At 61.2% G+C, this 15,928-nt stretch carries 17 protein-coding genes; 12 read left to right on the forward strand and 5 right to left on the reverse strand.

The window, feature by feature from the left end:
- Positions 1-254: 254 nt before the first annotated feature.
- The 9 genes from ALTERO38_RS04345 to ALTERO38_RS04385 all read left to right on the forward strand — a co-directional run bounded on the left by ALTERO38_RS04345 (position 255) and on the right by ALTERO38_RS04385 (position 8,543).
- Positions 255-581: a hypothetical protein gene (locus ALTERO38_RS04345; protein ID WP_159967400.1), complete on the forward strand. Its 327-nt coding sequence runs from the start codon at positions 255-257 to the stop codon at positions 579-581.
- Positions 582-1,082: 501 nt separating this feature from the next.
- Positions 1,083-1,415, forward strand: coding sequence for a hypothetical protein (locus ALTERO38_RS04350; RefSeq protein WP_159967401.1), 333 nt, complete (start codon positions 1,083-1,085; stop codon positions 1,413-1,415).
- A 172-nt stretch (positions 1,416-1,587) separates the two neighbouring features.
- Positions 1,588-2,646 carry a M4 family metallopeptidase gene (locus tag ALTERO38_RS04355; protein ID WP_159967402.1) on the forward strand — a complete coding sequence of 353 codons (1,059 nt, stop codon included), beginning with the start codon at positions 1,588-1,590 and terminating at the stop codon, positions 2,644-2,646.
- A gap of 21 nt (positions 2,647-2,667) precedes the next feature.
- Positions 2,668-2,991: a protealysin inhibitor emfourin gene (locus tag ALTERO38_RS04360; RefSeq protein WP_102834981.1), complete on the forward strand. Its 324-nt coding sequence runs from the start codon at positions 2,668-2,670 to the stop codon at positions 2,989-2,991.
- Between the two features lie 66 nt (positions 2,992-3,057).
- Entirely contained in the window at positions 3,058-3,945 is an 888-nt protein-coding gene (locus ALTERO38_RS04365) for an NAD(P)-dependent oxidoreductase (protein WP_159967403.1), read from the forward strand.
- On the forward strand, positions 3,942-4,724 hold the full coding sequence (locus ALTERO38_RS04370) for a hydroxypyruvate isomerase family protein (protein ID WP_159967404.1): 783 nt from the start codon (positions 3,942-3,944) through the stop codon (positions 4,722-4,724). Before ALTERO38_RS04365 ends, ALTERO38_RS04370 begins: the two co-directional genes overlap by 4 nt.
- A gap of 126 nt (positions 4,725-4,850) precedes the next feature.
- A complete protein-coding gene (locus tag ALTERO38_RS04375) occupies positions 4,851-6,197 on the forward strand; it encodes an MFS transporter (RefSeq protein WP_102834978.1) in 1,347 nt (448 codons plus the stop codon).
- A gap of 128 nt (positions 6,198-6,325) precedes the next feature.
- Entirely contained in the window at positions 6,326-7,591 is a 1,266-nt protein-coding gene (locus tag ALTERO38_RS04380) for an Hsp70 family protein (protein WP_159967405.1), read from the forward strand.
- A gap of 55 nt (positions 7,592-7,646) precedes the next feature.
- Entirely contained in the window at positions 7,647-8,543 is an 897-nt protein-coding gene (locus ALTERO38_RS04385) for a CHAD domain-containing protein (protein WP_159967406.1), read from the forward strand.
- Positions 8,544-8,573: 30 nt separating this feature from the next.
- On the opposite strand, the gene ALTERO38_RS04390 is transcribed toward ALTERO38_RS04385, so the two are convergent.
- The 3 genes from ALTERO38_RS04390 to ALTERO38_RS04400 form a co-directional block, all read right to left on the reverse strand.
- Positions 8,574-8,987: a DUF6306 domain-containing protein gene (locus tag ALTERO38_RS04390; RefSeq protein WP_159967407.1), complete on the reverse strand. Its 414-nt coding sequence runs from the start codon at positions 8,985-8,987 to the stop codon at positions 8,574-8,576.
- A 69-nt stretch (positions 8,988-9,056) separates the two neighbouring features.
- Positions 9,057-9,608, reverse strand: a complete 552-nt coding sequence (locus ALTERO38_RS04395) for a peptidylprolyl isomerase (protein ID WP_148924561.1) — start codon at positions 9,606-9,608, stop codon at positions 9,057-9,059.
- Positions 9,609-9,671: 63 nt separating this feature from the next.
- On the reverse strand, positions 9,672-10,604 hold the full coding sequence (locus tag ALTERO38_RS04400; RefSeq protein ID WP_159967408.1) for a LysR family transcriptional regulator: 933 nt from the start codon (positions 10,602-10,604) through the stop codon (positions 9,672-9,674).
- Positions 10,605-10,670: 66 nt separating this feature from the next.
- On the opposite strand from ALTERO38_RS04400, the gene ALTERO38_RS04405 reads away from it, so the two are divergent.
- The gene (locus ALTERO38_RS04405; protein ID WP_102834972.1) at positions 10,671-10,991 is read left to right on the forward strand and encodes a 3-phosphoglycerate kinase; all 321 of its coding nucleotides are present in this window, start codon (positions 10,671-10,673) and stop codon (positions 10,989-10,991) included.
- Between the two features lie 180 nt (positions 10,992-11,171).
- The gene (locus ALTERO38_RS04410; protein ID WP_148924564.1) at positions 11,172-12,512 is read left to right on the forward strand and encodes a DEAD/DEAH box helicase; all 1,341 of its coding nucleotides are present in this window, start codon (positions 11,172-11,174) and stop codon (positions 12,510-12,512) included.
- Between the two features lie 45 nt (positions 12,513-12,557).
- Here ALTERO38_RS04410 and ALTERO38_RS04415 read toward each other — a convergent pair whose 3' ends face one another.
- Entirely contained in the window at positions 12,558-12,854 is a 297-nt protein-coding gene (locus ALTERO38_RS04415; RefSeq protein ID WP_102834970.1) for a hypothetical protein, read from the reverse strand.
- A 154-nt stretch (positions 12,855-13,008) separates the two neighbouring features.
- Here ALTERO38_RS04415 and ALTERO38_RS04420 point away from each other — a divergent pair, with 154 nt between their 5' ends.
- The gene (locus ALTERO38_RS04420; protein WP_159967409.1) at positions 13,009-13,389 is read left to right on the forward strand and encodes a transcriptional regulator; all 381 of its coding nucleotides are present in this window, start codon (positions 13,009-13,011) and stop codon (positions 13,387-13,389) included.
- 44 nt (positions 13,390-13,433) lie between these two features.
- Here ALTERO38_RS04420 and ALTERO38_RS04425 read toward each other — a convergent pair whose 3' ends face one another.
- Positions 13,434-15,536, reverse strand: coding sequence for a glycoside hydrolase family 5 protein (locus tag ALTERO38_RS04425; RefSeq protein WP_159967410.1), 2,103 nt, complete (start codon positions 15,534-15,536; stop codon positions 13,434-13,436).
- Positions 15,537-15,928 lie beyond the last annotated feature (392 nt).

Consider the following 15,928-nt stretch of genomic DNA (forward strand, 5'->3'; position numbering starts at 1 on the left):
CGCGCCTGGGCTCCAGCGTCACCCGGCTTTATCCGGACTCTTCCGGCAGGCCTCCCTCCCCAGTGCCATACCTAACACCTCCTCACACGCCGGGTGTAGCAGAGCTTGGTGCGCTGTCTGTCCGGTCGGGTGGATGACGTCGATCAACACATGCTCAGTTCATGCAAAAAACTAAGCGAGTGGTGGCATTTAGCTATTTAAGTGCCATCAAGGGTTGATTAGACTTCGCCGCCTTCAAGGTCGAGGGTTACGACGTGAGTGAGTTCAAGGAAGAAAAGCGGAAGCTTCATGCGCTGCGAAAACATATCGACGTACTTCTGACGCACGGCGCAGTTATCACTCAGCGGGATCCGCTCGTCCTCCTCGATGGCGGACAGGTGCTTCGGGTCGACCACGGCATGCTCATCAGCTATTACAAATCCCTCGCATTGATTGAGCCGACCACCGACGGGGAATGGCCGGATTCATTGCGCGAGATGGCTGCCGATCTCTGCTGCCATCAGCTCGACGAAGCCATCGAAGCCGGGCTTGAAGACAATCCGGAAAGCGGCGCCTCGGCCAGGCAAGGCCAGGCGAGCTGATGCTGAGGGTCAGCCGGCGCTAATCGCCGGCTGGGCCGGAACCCCTATGCTTTCTGAACGCCGTGAAAACCATAGATTGCGCCAGCATATCGATTGTCTGCTCAGCGCCGGAGCGAGCCTGACCGGGCGCAGTCCGATCATCTTAGACTTTCACGAATGTACCTTTACGGTGCGTGACGGAAAGCTTTTTAACGAGAACGGGCTTCGAAGCCTGGTTGCAGTCATTGCCAGGCATGTGTGGTCCTCCGCGGAGCTACAACAGGTCGCTATCGAGATTTGCTTGGGTCAGCTCGACACCCGACAAACTGAGTTCAGTGCCTCCCGCGAAGCTAGGCGCATCTCCTTCCTATGACGCGCGTTTCAGCGCTCAGACGTCGCCATGTGTCAGCCCGCAAACAAAGCAAGGGCGCGCTCGCATCAGCACGCCGGTCTCGATATTTTTATTGTGATGCGCGTCACGTTTAGTAGAATCCGCCGCCTTCACGGATGATGGCTTTTGATGTGAAATCAGCTCAGGACAAGCGTGTACTCCATACGCTCCGCGAACAGGTCGACGCGTTGCTCGATGTTGGCGCGGTCATCACCTCGCGAGATCCGCTCACCATTGTTACAGCTGGCGAAACCCTGAAAATGAAGCATGGAACGCTTGTCGGCTACTCTCAGATCTTGGACTTGATCGAACCGGTTGCTGACCAGGAGTGGCCGGAGGCCTTGCGGCAAATGGCTATTGATCTCTGCATCAAGCAGCTCGACCAGGCAATCGAAGCGTTGACCAACGGTACCGCACCCGCCGAGACGCAGCTTGCCGCTAACGACAGCGCAATCATCGGCTGAACTCCCTCTCTGCGCTCCGCCGAATCAAAGCACCCCTATGCAGCTTGCCGACTGTGGCTTTTGCTCTAGCCTGCTCAAAGCAGACATTGAAAACAGCCGGCACGACATCGCAGCGCCTGAAGCAGCCTAATCTGAATAGACGCCCGCAAACGATCTGACTGAAGGGGAGCCCATGCACGATTCAAGCATGCGCCACAGCTTCATTCCGCCCTACATACTCGACCGGATCATTGCGCACGGCTCGGAGTGGCAGCGCGAGCGGGCCCAGGAAACGCTGGTACAGGTGCGCGCTCTGCTGCCCAATCCCGGGCCACCCAAGCGACAGCCAAGCGTCACCGTGCTGCCTGAGCGAGGTCGGCCGGGCGAGCCGCGCCGTAGCATTCACGATGCGGCGCAACAGATGCTGTTACCGGGCGTGCTGGCCAGAATCGAGGGTCAGCCGCCAGTGGGCGATTCGGCCGTCGACGAGGCCTACGATGCGCTCGGCAAGACCCACGCTTGTTTCTGGCAAGTGTTCGGTCGCGACTCGATCGACAACCATGGCTTTCCGCTTATCGGCACGGTGCACTACGGTGTTGGCTACGAGAACGCCTTCTGGAACGGCGCGCAGATGGTCTTCGGCGATGGTGACGGCGAGATATTCAACCGCTTCACGCTGTCACTGGATGTGGTGGCGCATGAGCTTGCCCACGGCATCATCGAGAGTGAAGCCGGGCTGCTGTATCTCAATCAATCCGGTGCCTTGAACGAATCGCTATCCGATGTGTTCGGCGTGCTGGTCCGGCAGTTCAGCCTCCAGCAGACAGCTCAACAGGCCGACTGGCTGATTGGCGCCGAGTTGCTGACCGACAAGGTGAAGGGCTCGGCATTGCGCTCGATGGCCAATCCCGGCAGCGCCTACGACGATCCGCTGTTGGGCAAGGACCCGCAGCCAGGGCACATGCGCGACTTCATCGACACCCGTGATGACAACGGCGGCGTGCACCTCAACTCGGGCATTCCCAATCACGCGTTTTATCTCGCCGCCCAAGCCCTCGGCGGCTACGCCTGGGACAAGGCCGGGCGCATCTGGTACGACACGCTCTGCGATCAGAGACTGGCCAGGCATGCGGATTTCATCGCGTTCGCCGGCTTGACCATCGAAAACGCATTGACCCGTTTTGGCGTCGGCAGCAGCGAGGCGCAGGCGGTCAGGCAGGCATGGACAGATGTCGGTGTTCTAGAGCGGTAACGGGCCCAACGAGGAGACGTGATGAAACAGTTACCAGCGCTGGGCACGGATGCCACCGTTCGCCTTTCCAGGCAGGGCGGGTTCGCCGCGATGCAGGCGCTTTCTCGGCCACGTGAGATCGATTTCGCCAGTTGCGATGAGCAGCAGCGGGGGCAGGTTTGCTCTGTTCTTGAGGGCTGCCTGCCGCTGGCGAGTGCCACCGCAGGGCAGGGTGATCGTCGTTATTATCAGATCGAGCTCCGCTACCGGGAAAACGACCGAGACAGCGAGTTGCTGCTGCAGGTCCCGGAAGAGCTGGCCCCAGGTGAACTGGTGCGGCTCTGGGACAAGGGCAAGGTGCTCTGACCGGTTTGGCTGCCAGCGTCATTGCGGCGCTAGAATCCCATCCCCGGTATTCAAGGAGCCATCCCCATGTCTGATTTGCCCTCTATCGCCTTTGCTGGCATCGGCCTGATGGGCTTGCCGATGTGTCGGCGACTCCTCGCGGCCGGCTATCAACTGACGGTCTGGAACCGTTCCCCCGAAAAATGTGCGCCGTTGATCGAGGCCGGGGCGAGACAGGCCGGCAAGCCTGCCGACCTGTGTCGCGACGCGGACGTCGTACTGCTCTGTCTGGCCGATACCGCGGTGGTGCGAGAGGTGGTGTTTGGCGCTGGCGGCATCATTGAAGGTGCTCGGACCGGGCAGCTCTTGGTCGATCATTCCAGCCTGGAGCCAGCCGCCACGCGCGCCATGGCTGCGGAACTCGAATCTCGGAGCGGCATGCGCTGGGTCGATGCGCCGGTGTCCGGTGGTACAGCAGGCGCCGAGGCGGGCAGCCTGGCGATCATGGCAGGTGGGCGCGGCGAGGATATCGAGCGGGTTCGACCTGTATTGGCGCACCTCGGCCAGCGGCTGACCCACATGGGCGATGTCGGTGCCGGCCAGGTCACCAAGGCCTGTAATCAGATGATCGTCGCCTGCAATGCGTTGGTCATCGCCGAGGTGGTGGCCTTGGCCGAACGCTCAGGTGTTGATGCCAGCCTCATCGCGCCAGCCTTGGCCGGTGGTTTCGCTGATTCCAAACCGCTGCAGATCCTCGCTCCGCAGATGGCTAACAGCGCGTTCGAACCGGTGAAATGGCGGGTTCGCACCCTGCTCAAGGATCTCGACACGGCCGTGCAGCTCTCCCGCGAAGCAGGCAGCGCCACGCCCATGACCGGGCTCGCCGCACAGTTGATGCGCCTGCATGGCAGCGGGGGCGAGCTCGAAAATGATCCCTCTACGCTGGTCAGGATGTTTCGGGAGCAAAAGCAATGAGGATCGCCGCGAACCTGTCCATGTTGTTCAACGAACTGCCCTTGGCGGAGCGAGTCATGGCCGCCCGGGTTGCCGGGTTCGACGGTGTGGAAATTCAGTTCCCTTATGAGCTTCCGGCGATTCGCCTGAAGGAGCTGCTTGAGCGTGCGGGTTTGCCGCTGGTGCTGATCAATCTGCCGGCCGGTGATTTCATGCAGGGCGGTGCCGGGCTGGCGGCGGTGCCGTCGCGGCAGGCTGAGTTCGACGCGGCCCTACAGGAGGCATTGACCTACGCGGCCATGGCGCGGCCGATGTGCGTCAACGTACTGCCCGGCCGGCTGGCCGAAGGAGTGACGCGTGAGCAGGCCCTGGAAACCCTGGCCGGCAACCTGCGCAAAAGCGCCGAGGCGTTCGCATCTCTGGGGGTGCGAGTGGTATGCGAGGCGATCAATCCGCTGGACATGCCGGGTTTTCTGATCAACACCCCGGAGCATCTGCAAGCGCTGCTGGAGCGCGTCGATCATCCCAATTGCCAGGCACAGCTGGACCTCTATCACATGGCCCGACAAGGGCTGGATGTTGCCGCTGGGATAGCACTGCTTGGCGCCCGGATCGGGCATGTGCAGTTTGCCGACTGTCCCGGCCGAGGGGCGCCCGGCACGGGCTCAATAGCTTTCGGGCCGTTGCTCGACGCCTTGCGATCGGTGGGCTACACCGGCTGGTTGGCGGCCGAATACCGCCCCGATAGCCCGGATACTTCGACCGGCCTTGGCTGGCTGGAGGCTTGGCAGCAAAGCTGAACCGTTGCATCGACCGGCATCAGCGAAAATGATGGTGACAGACAGACGCCTGCGAGAACCCTAGAGTCAGTTTCGAGAACCGGTCGGCACACGGCCGGTGCATAACAATAAATCGAGAGCGACGTCATGCAGCCATCCACCCAAGCCGCGAACGCCTGGCGCGTCCTGTTCCTGCTGTTTCTGGCCAACCTGTTCAACTTCTTCGACCGCACCATCCCGGCGATCATTGCCGAGCCGATCCGCCTGGAGTGGGACCTCAACGATTTCCAGTTGGGCCTGATCGGCACTGCCTTCACCATTATCTATGCGATCGCCGGCGTGCCGCTGGGCCGCATGGCCGACATCGGCTCGCGGCGCAAGATCATGGGCTGGGGCCTGACCGTCTGGAGCGGCCTGACTGCCGTCAACGGCCTGGCCTGGAATTTCTGGACCTTTCTGCTGGTGCGCATGGGCATCGGCATCGGTGAGGCCAGCTATGCGCCCGCTGCCAACTCGCTGATTGGCGACCTGTTCCCTGCGCACAAGCGGGCTCGGGCGATGGGCATCTTCATGCTCGGTCTGCCACTGGGGCTGTTGCTGGCCTTTTTCACCATCGGCTCGATGGTGGAGTACTTCGGCAGCTGGCGCGCGCCATTCTTCATTGCTGCAGTGCCTGGGCTGGTGCTGGCGCTGTTCATCTTTTTCGTCAAGGAGCCACAGCGTGGTGCGGCGGAAACGGTGAAGGTTTCGCAGACGCCGGTAGAACAGCCGATTCGCAAAGTGTTTGCGATCCGCACCTTCTGGTGGCTGGTGCTGGCAGGGCTGGCGTTCAATTTCGCCACCTACGCCTGTAACGCGTTCATGGTGCCGCTGCTGATGCGCTACCACGCGGTGCCGCTGGTGGAGGCATCGATCGCCACTGGGGTGATCGTCGGCTTGACTGGCTTGATCGGGTTGACCCTGGGCGGTTGGGTCGCGGACAAGATCCACCAGCGCTTCGCTCGTGGCCGTCTTATCTTCGCCGCTGTGAGCATGCTCATCGCGACCGCTCTGACCGGTTATGCATTGCTCGCCGGAAGGATCGAGGTTGGCGTGTTCGTCGCGGTCTTCAGCATCGGCTGGCTGTTCTCCTACAACTTCTATACCTGCGTCTACACCGCCATTCAGGACGTGGTCGAGCCGCGTCTGCGTGCGACCGCCATGGCGCTTTTCTTCGCCGGGCTCTATCTGCTGGGCGGCGGCATGGGCACAGTGGTAGTGGGGCTGCTGTCGGACCATTTCGCCGAGTCGGCAATGCTTGCCGCAGGCGCCAGTGAGATGAGTGAAGTGTTCCGGGCCGAAGGTCTGCACGGCGCCATGTACCTGATCCCAGCCTCGCTGCTGCTGACCATGGTGTTCCTGTTCCAGGCATCGCGCACCTTCTGCCATGACTCCAAGCGAATGACGGACGGCATGACCGACTCCGCAGCCGCTGCCGAGCCGGCACTCGCCTAACGGCGCGCCACTGCGGCAGCACTCGGCTGTCGCAGTGGTTTGCTTGGTTGAGATCGCCGACGATTGGCCTGCATTTGCCGGCCGGCTCGCATAAACTGCGCGGCCGTTTTTGGTAGTCCGGACCGCACATGCACAACCCGTCCCCCGCCCGCGCCTGCGGCATCGACTTCGGCACCTCCAACTCCACGGTCGGCTGGTGGCGTCCCGACGCCGAGCCACTGTTGACCCTGGAAGGCGATCAGCAAACCCTGCCCTCGGTGGTGTTCTTCAACGTCGAGGAGCGTCGTCCGGTGTACGGTCGTCTGGCCCTGTCCGAATACCTTGAGGGCTATGAAGGGCGTCTGATGCGCTCGCTCAAGAGCCTACTGGGCTCCAAATTGCTGAAGAGCGAAACCACCGTGCTGGGCAGCGCGATGCCGTTCAAGGACATCCTCGGGTTGTTCCTGAGCACGCTCAAACAGCGCGCCGAGGAGCAGGCCGAGCGCTCGTTTGATGAGGTGGTGCTGGGCCGTCCGGTGTTTTTCGTAGACGACGATCCGCAGGCAGACAAGGAAGCGGCCGATACCCTGGCTGCGGCTGCCCGGAAGATCGGCTTCAAGGATGTCTCGTTTCAATACGAACCCATCGCCGCAGCGTTCGACTACGAGTCGCGCATCGAGCGGGAAGAGCGGGTACTGATCGTCGACATCGGCGGCGGCACCTCGGACTTCTCGCTGGTGCGGCTGGCGCCGGAACGTCGTCAGATCGATGACCGTCAGGACGATATCCTCGCCACCTCGGGCGTGCATATCGGCGGTACCGATTTCGACAAGCAGCTCAGCCTGCAGGGCGTGATGCCGCTGTTCGGATACGGCAGCCGGATGAAAAGCGACGCGCCGATGCCCACCAGCACCCACCTCAACCTGGCGACCTGGCACACGATCAACGCGGTGTATGCGCCAGCTTCGCTGCGTGCGCTACAAAGCATGCGCTACGACATCGTCGACCCCACCGGAATCGACCGGCTGTTCAGTCTGATCGAACAGCGCGCCGGGCACTGGCTGGCGATGCAGGTAGAACAGGGCAAGATCGAGCTGACTGACCATGAACGCTTCCAGATCGACTTCGCACGAATAGAACCCGGCCTTGAAGCCACTCTCACACGTTCTGTATTCGAAACGGCGATCGACCCCCTGCTCGAACGAATCCGCACGAATGTCAGTCAATTGCTGATAAGTGCTGGGCTCAAGCATGAGGACATCGACACGGTCTTCTTTACCGGTGGTTCCAGCGCGATCCCTGCGCTGCGCCAGAGCGTCGCCGCTTTGCTGCCGCGGGCGCGCCATGTCGAAGGCAATCGCTTCGGCAGCATCGGTAGCGGCCTGGCCATCGAGGCGCGCAAGCGCTACGGTTGAATCGCCCGTCATGCCTGCTGCCTGAGCGTGGCAGCGGGCCTGAATGGGAGTTGTCATGGGCTACAAGCTGCGTCCGCAAGACCCTCCAGCCGAGGTGCGAAAAGTCGCTCGGCAGGGCATCGACAAGGCCATCAAAGCGCTGAGCGTTACACCCGAAGAACGCGCCGAGGGTGTGCATCAGGCGCGTAAACGGTTCAAGGAGTTGCGTGCGCTGCTGCGCCTGGTACGCAAGCCGCTGGGGGATGAGTTCCAGCGTGAAAACCATCGTTTGCGGGATCTGGGCCGCGCCCTGGCCGAGTCGCGTGATGCGACAGCCATGCTGGAAAGTTGGGATGCCCTGGCGAAGCGTTTTCCGAGCCTGTTCGCCGAGGCAGATTTCAGAAAGACCCGTCGTCGCCTGCAGGCGCGGGCGAAGCAGGCTGAAAGCGGCGCCACCGATCTCGATACGCGCATCGGCAAGGTCATCGATCAGCTGCAGGATGCGCGCAGCTGTGCCGACACCTGGCCACTCCAAGCGAAAGGCTTCGACTTGCTGGCTGGCGGCATCAGGCGCACCTACGCCGACGGTTGTGCTGAGCTGGCCAAGGCCCGGCACGATCTCAGCGACGAGCAGCTCCACCAGTGGCGCAAGCGGGTCAAGGATCACTGGTACCAGACGCGCTTACTGGCGCCGAGCTGGCCGAAATTGATGCAGCTGCGCAGCGACTCGCTCAAGGAACTGGCAGATCTGCTTGGCGATGACCACGACCTGGCGATGATGACGGAGCTGATGCAGGCTCAACCGGCGTTGTTCGGGGACGACACGCTGCGCGAGCGACTCGGCACAGCCGTAGCCGAGCGCCGCAGCGAGTTGCAGAGCGCCGCGCTCAAGCTGGGCGAGGAAATCTACGCGGAGGCGCCGAACGAGCTGGTGGCGCGCTGGCAGCGCTATTGGAATGGCGCCAGCGGCTGATAGACACTGGTCTGCCCAACGAGCCAGGCATCAGGCCGCCTGGCTGTTGATCTCGTGAATCTTGAGCATTTTTTCCAGCTCGGTGCGGACGAACTCATCGTTGCAGCCGGGCAGGTATTCGCGCAGCTTGCGGATCACCCATTGCTGACCGCGGTCGACGAAGGTCAGGCGCTCATCAAGCGATTCGATAGCCATCGCCTTGCCGTAAAACGCGCCGGTCTCGCGGTTGGGCTCGATGTTCAGGTGGTTCATGCAGTTGAGCACCAGCCGGCAGCTGTCGACCTCGCCCTGGCGGATCTGCTCGAGTAGTTTTTGCTGGGTTGGATCGTTGCACTGCTGCAGGCTTTCACCGGCGACCTTGGCCCCGGCACGCTCCGCGCTCAGCAGGTCCTGGAGCAGTTTTGCTTCCCCTTCCGTGGTGTTCAGCGGGCTCTGTTCACTCATGTCAGGTCTCCTGTTCAGCAAGCCGGTGCACGGCGGCTGCCGTGCACACTGTCGACCGAGGTCGAACGGTCAGAGTTTCTTCGCGGAGACGATCTTGACCGGCGTCAGCGGCACGTTCTGCATCATGCTGCGGTTGCCGGTCGGCACCTGAGCGATCTGGTCGACCACATCCATGCCGCGCACCACCTTGGCGAACACTGCATAGCCGAAGTCGCGGCTGCCATGGTCGAGAAAGTCATTGTCGCGGTGGTTGATGAAGAACTGACTGGTGGCCGAGTCGACGTTTTGCGTACGAGCCATGGCCAGCGTGCCGCGTACGTTGTGCAGACCGTTGTCGGCTTCGTTCTTGATGGGTGCGCGGGTCTTCTTCTGGCTCAGGCCTTCGTTGAAGCCGCCGCCCTGGATCATGAAGCCTGGGATCACGCGGTGAAAGACAGTGCCGTCGTAGTAGCCGCTTTCGACGTACTCGAGAAAATTCTTCACGCTGACCGGGGCCTTTTCAGCCTCCAGTTCGATTTCGATTTCGCCCATGCTGGTGTTCAGCAGTACGTGAGGATTCTCCGCAGCGAGCAGGTTGCCGGCGAGCAGCAGTGAGCAGGCGGCAAGTACGAGTCGTTTCATGGTCTATTCCTGATATGGGTAAGCGTGGGTCTGCCCGTCTATGCAGGCCGGTAGCAAGGTGCCTTAGCCATCGTGCGAGTGATTGCTTACCGGCTGAACAGGCGATTGCGCTTGTGCATCGTACGTCCTGATCAGGTCAATGAGAATCTGTGTGGCCGGGCCGAGCGGTTTGTCGGGGTTAGTGTAGAGGTAGAAAAGCGGCCGGCGAATGCTGCCTTGGACCAGAGGCAGCGGCTTCAGGGCACCTTCGGCCAGTTCGCGATGGATCATGTGGCGGGGCAGCCAGGCAAAGCCCAGGCCGCTGCTGACGAAGCCGACCGAAGTGGCCAGGCTACCGACCGTCCAGCGCTGTTCGGCGCCCAGCCAGCCGATGTCGCGCGGTTGCCGCTGGCCGGAATCGCGCACCACCACCTGCATCTGACTTTGAAGATCCTGAACGCTGAGTTTGCGCTGCAGTTGATGCAACGAGTGGTTGGGGTGGGCGACGGCGACGAATTCGACGGTGCCCAGTTCCTGGCCAAGATAGCCAGTGATATCCAGGCCGCTTATGGCCAGATCCGCTGTGCCGTCCTTGAGTACCTCTTCAACACCGGACAGCACTTCTTCGCGCAACCGCACCCGACAGCCGCGGCTCTGCGGCATGAAGGCGGTCAGCGCGCGGATCAGTTTGGCGTTGGGATAGGCGGCATCGACGACCAGCCGCACCTCGGCTTCCCAGCCTTGCTCCATGTGGTGGGCCAGCTCTTCCAGCTGACCGGCCTGGTTGACCAGTTGCCGGGAGCGGCGCAAGAGCACCTCGCCCGCATCGGTGAGCACCGCCTTGCGACCCTCGATGCGCAGCAGCGGCACACCCAGCTGTTCCTGCATGCGAGCCACCGTATAGCTAACCGAAGATTGCGAGCGATGCAGCACTTCAGCGGCCTGAGCGAAGCCGCTGTGGTCGACCACGGCCTGCAGGGTTCGCCATTGATCGAGGGTCACACGTGGGACTTTCATTCCATCGCTTTCCTGTTGCGTCGGTCTGGTACGCTGGCGGTCGCCAATTGGAGGAGCCCATAACAAATGAAAAGACTCTGCTTCGCTGCGCTCGTCATCTTCCCACTGAGCGCAGTCGCCGTCAGCTATCCCGTGGAGCTCGAACAAGAGCTTAACGGCGCCGAGGTGCTGGCGAGCACCGAGACCATCGACCGCGACATGGCCGGACTGGTGCTGCAGAACTTTGGTGAGGGCCCTGTGGAGTGTACCGCCGTGTTTCGCAATGGGCCGGAAATGCCGCGCACTCGACGTATCACGCTCGAGGCGGGAGAGAGCAAGCCCATGACCGCCAAGTTCAAGCGCGACGTGATCAAGCTACGCGTCAAGTTGACCTGCGAGCCTCAATGACGTCCGCATGACGCGCACCCGTCACCGAGCCAGCGGTGAACGCCAAGTGGCTTTTCTCTTTCTGACCATCTGACCGTAGCGGCCGGCTAGCCTGTCGCCGCGCTGTACAAAGACGCCTCTGCGCGCGTCGAACGGGTTACTCTATGCCACGTTTTTTTCGACTTGCTTGAGGTGTCACCCTTGTTTGACCAATTCGCCCTCCACGAACGCCTGCTCAAGGCGGTCGCCGAACTCAAATTCGTCGAGCCGACCCCGGTGCAGGTGGCGGCCATTCCCCCCGCGCTGGAAGGGCGTGATCTGCGGGTGACGGCCCAGACCGGCAGCGGCAAGACCGCCGCCTTCGTCCTGCCGATGCTCAATCGGTTGATCGGCGATGCCGTGGTGCGGACCGATGTGCGTGCGTTGATCCTGCTGCCGACCCGTGAGCTGGCTCAGCAAACACTCAAGGAAGTCGAGCGCTTCTCGCAGTTCACCTTCATCAAGTCGGCGATGATCACTGGCGGCGAGGACTTCAAGGTCCAGGCCGCCATTCTGCGCAAGGTGCCGGACATCCTCGTTGGCACGCCGGGGCGGATGATCGAACACCTCAATGCCGGCACCCTGATCCTCAAGGATGTCGAACTGCTCATCCTTGACGAAGCCGACCGCATGCTCGACATGGGCTTTGCCGAAGACGTCCAGCGGCTGGTCGGTGAATGTGACAAGCGCCAGCAGACACTGCTGTTCTCGGCCACCAGCGGCGGGGCGGCGCTACGCGAGATGAGTGCCGCCGTGCTGCGGGACCCGCTGCACCTGCAGCTCAACCGCGTTAGCGAGCTCAACGAAGGTACGCGCCAGCAGATCATCACGGCCGAAAACACCGAGCACAAAGAAAAACTGGTGCACTGGCTGCTGGCCAACGAGACCTACAAGAAAGCCGTGATCTTCACCAACACCCGCGTGCAGGCCGACCGTCTGTATGGCCGGTTGGTGGCCGAGGGCGTGAAGGCCTTCGTTCTGCACGGTGACAAGGATCAGAAAGACCGCAAGCTGGCCATCGACCGGGTCAAGGAAGGCGGGGTCAAGGTGCTAGTGGCAACCGATGTGGCCGCGCGAGGATTGGACATCGAAGGCCTGGATCTGGTGATCAACTTCGACATGCCCCGTTCGGGCGACGAGTACGTGCACCGTATCGGCCGCACCGGTCGCGCCGGGGCTGAAGGTCTGGCGATCTCGTTGATCTGCCATAACGACTGGAACCTGATGTCGAGCATCGAGCGCTATCTAAAACAGCGCTTCGAGCGTCGGGTAATCAAGGGGCTGAAAGGCAGCTATGGCGGCCCGAAAAACCTTAAGGCGTCGGGTAAGGCCGCCGGCACCAAGAAGAAAAAAGACGACAAGAAAAAGACTGCTGACAAGAAGGTCGCAGCCAAGCCGGTAGCCAAGCGTCCGAAAAATGCCAAGCGCGAAGCGCCGGCGTCATCGGTCGTCAGTCAGGACGGGCTCGCCCCTCTACGGCGTAAAAAGCCCGCCGCAGAGTGATCTGCAACAGCCGGGGCGGCATCACGGCCCTGGCTCGTTCCACCCCTATCGCTCTTCTGCTGGTGCGATAGGGGCCTGCTTCTCCGCCTGCTCCACGTGCTTGATGCGTTTTTCGTAGGCTTCACATTCGCTGCCGAGCTGCTCGGCAGTCTGCTTGATCTCCATATCGCGCAACTCTTCGTTGATCTTCGCGGCACGCTTCGGATCGCTCTCGGTCAGGGCGTTGACGCGGTCCGCCAGCTCTTTGGCCTTGGCATTGATCTGGTCGGTGGTGCATTGGTCGGCGAACACTGGCTGGCTGGCCAGCAGGGCGAGGGTGAACGGGACGATCAGACGTTTCATGGTGCGCTCCTTAATTAACGACCTAAATGGTGGATCGCACCTGGCGCGCTTTAGTTCAGCCTTTTGCGGTTGCGCTGGATCGAACCATGCCGCGGCGGATGGGGTCCGAATAGCGATGGCCGCCTCCCCGAAGCGGCGCAACAGGAGAACGGACATGACCTACGACTGGGACTTGATGCTACGCCTGCTGCGCGAAGCGCAGAAATCCGGAAACGAGAGCTTCACGCCACGTCAGTACGCTGACGAGCATGCCCTGGCGGTGGAAGAGGCCGGTCAGCCGATGCCCAACATGGATTCCTTGAAGGCCGAAGCGCAGAACTACGAGAGCCTGCTGTTCGAGGGCGGATACATGGTGGCGCGTCCAGAGGAAGAGGGCGGCAATGGCGAGAATTTCGTGCTCACTGATCGCGGTGTACGCCTGATGGAGATGCTAGAGGGTGGTGCGGGTCGAACCGAGAACCGTCGCCGTCTCGATGAAAAAGGTGAGGCGGCGTTGGTCCCGGAAGTATTCGACGGTGTCGCGACGGCAGGCTAGTACTTAAACGAAAGTCGCCCCGCAGAGGCGTCGCCGGTCGTGCATTACCGCAGCGGGCCAACGGCCCCGCAGGATTTGTTCGCTGCGTGCTTCTGCAATATGGGCAGCTGGGGACGAGGCTTGCCGCTTTTCACGTCCAGTGACAGCGCATAGTCGCCCCACCAGGGGCCGGCGGCCCAGTAGGTGCTGGGAATGCAATGCTGGCCCAAATACTTGAGCATGTTGTCCATGGCAACCACGGCCGAGGGAGAGAAGTCCGGCGCCCCGTGCTCACCGATGAAGCCACGCAGGCGATACCTGTTCAGCCACTCCACAAATGGTTTCGCACGCACCACACCAATCATGGGGTCGTACTTCTCGTAGCGGTTGGTGTAGTAGCCCGAGTAATCCTTGTCGAAGTAGAGATGCGCCTCGAACATCAGGTTGTTGTTCGGGTCGCGCATCCACGCGTCCTTGACCAGCTGGGTGTTGTAAGACGGCCAGTGGAAGGCACTGGACCAGCGATCACCGGCGATGACCACCCACTTTTCGGCATCGATGCTGCGGATGCTTTTTGCCGCTGCCAGCGCGGCGGTAGGCCACTTGCCGTTGGTGGTGTGTGGCTCGTTCATCAAGCCATAGCCATAGACGGCCGGATGGCTGGCAACCTTTTGTGCAATGCGTCGCCAGGCATCGGCAAACGCGCTCACCGGCACCTCGTTGGAGCCGATCATCTTGCCGTGATAGCGGTAGTAGTTATGCATGTCGAGGATGACCTGCATGTTGTATTTCTTCGCATGGTCGAGCGTCGTCAGCATGCGGCGGAGTTCGACGCTGTTCAGCTCACCGTTGAGCCTTGGCTGAATTCGCTCCCAGCGAAAGGGCAGGCGGACCAGTTTCAGGTTGCGCTCGGCGTAGCGCTTGAAGTCGGCTTCACCCGGGTAGATGTACTGCTTCAAGTACACCCCTGGAAGCCCGACATCTGCCCCAAACTCTGCTCCGGCTAAGTTGATCCCGACCAGGTTGATCGGGTTTTCCGGCGCTGCGTTCCCTGCCGCTGGCGTGCTGCCGACGCTGGGGCTTGTATTGCTGAAGCCGGTGCTGCTCACCGAGAGGGTGCGGGGATAGCCAACCGCCTTGCCGTTGATGGGCCCGCCATCGACCATGACGGTCATGTTGCCGCCGGAATGGTAGATAAGATTGATGGTGCGCACCTGGCCATCGAAGAAGCGGATTTTCGCGCCCTTGTGGAAGGCCGCCTTGTTCTCCGCCGTCGCCTTCACCGAGACGCCGACGAACTTGCTGGTGTTGTAAATGCCGTTGACGAAATCGCCGCCGTTAAAGGCGTTGAGTGCTGTGGTCATGGAGGAGCCGGTCGCAGGCTGGCTAACGACCGGCTCTGGCGCCGGAGCAGCGGGCTTGCTTGGAGCAATTGGCGAAGCCGGCGCAGTGCTGCTGGTGGTGGAGAACAGCTTATTAGGGTGCCCGAGTTTGCCGTTCAGCGCCGCGCCCGCAAGCATCACGCTCATGTTCTTGCCGGACACATACACGGCGTTGATCTTGCGCACCTGCCCGTCAGCCAGTTTTACCGAGGAGCCGACCTTGAATGCCGAACGGTTCGCGCTGTTGGCGGGTATGGAGAAGCCGGCCGACTTGCGCCATACCCCGTTCAACCAGTCGCTGTTGGTGTAGTTGTTGATGGCAGTGCCGTGGGTCGAGGTGCTGCTGAGCTGGTCGCTGCTGCTAACCGAAGGTTTTCCATCGGCCACCGCAGCCGTACCCAACGCCGCAACGGTTTTCGGGTGACCATTTATCGACGCGTTGAGGGTGGCTCCAGAGAGCATCAGGCTCATGTGGGCGCCGGAGTAATAAATCACCTTAATGGTGCGAACCTGACCGTCGGCCGTTCTGACCTGAGCGCCTTTCCTGAAGGTTGCTTTGTTGGCCGCCGTAGCCGGTATGGACAGGCCGGCCGACTTGCGCCAGCTGCCTTTGAGCCACTCTGGGCCGGTGAAGTCATTGACCTGGGCCGTGGCGACAACTTGTTGGGTAGTCACAGTGGCAGTGGCTGCTTGGGCAGGCTGGATTGGGCTTAAGCCTATAGCTGCGGCGAGCAGGGCGGCACTGAGTAGCACGTTACGTGTGCAGACCGTCGTTTTGAAGAGCATTGAAATCTCCGGAACTTAATACGACAAAGGGGCTTAACCCTTTAAAAAGTGCGGAGGCATCCAAGGACCCATGCATCGAAGAAGCACCGACCACTGACGCCACCATGCAACGCGTTTTCGCGCCGGAAGTATCGTGGCGTCGCGTGCATAGTCTTTATATAGATGCGGGATTAATTACTGAAGTTAAATTGGCGCCATTAAAAGCAACTCTAGGCGAGGTAATTAATAGTTTTACCTATATGGCCACTATTGTGTGGCAATTAAATATCAAATTGATTCTATTGATTAACTGTTTGAATTTATTGTGCTTATAGTTGTGTAGAACAATTTCGAGCGCCCAGCGGAGCCTTATCCGTCGCTTCGCTTACACGCCTCGCTTATAGCGCTCGTCT

Origin of the sequence: Pseudomonas sp. 9Ag (genome assembly GCF_902506445.1) — a bacterium.
GTDB classification, from domain to species: domain Bacteria; phylum Pseudomonadota; class Gammaproteobacteria; order Pseudomonadales; family Pseudomonadaceae; genus Stutzerimonas; species Stutzerimonas stutzeri_AB.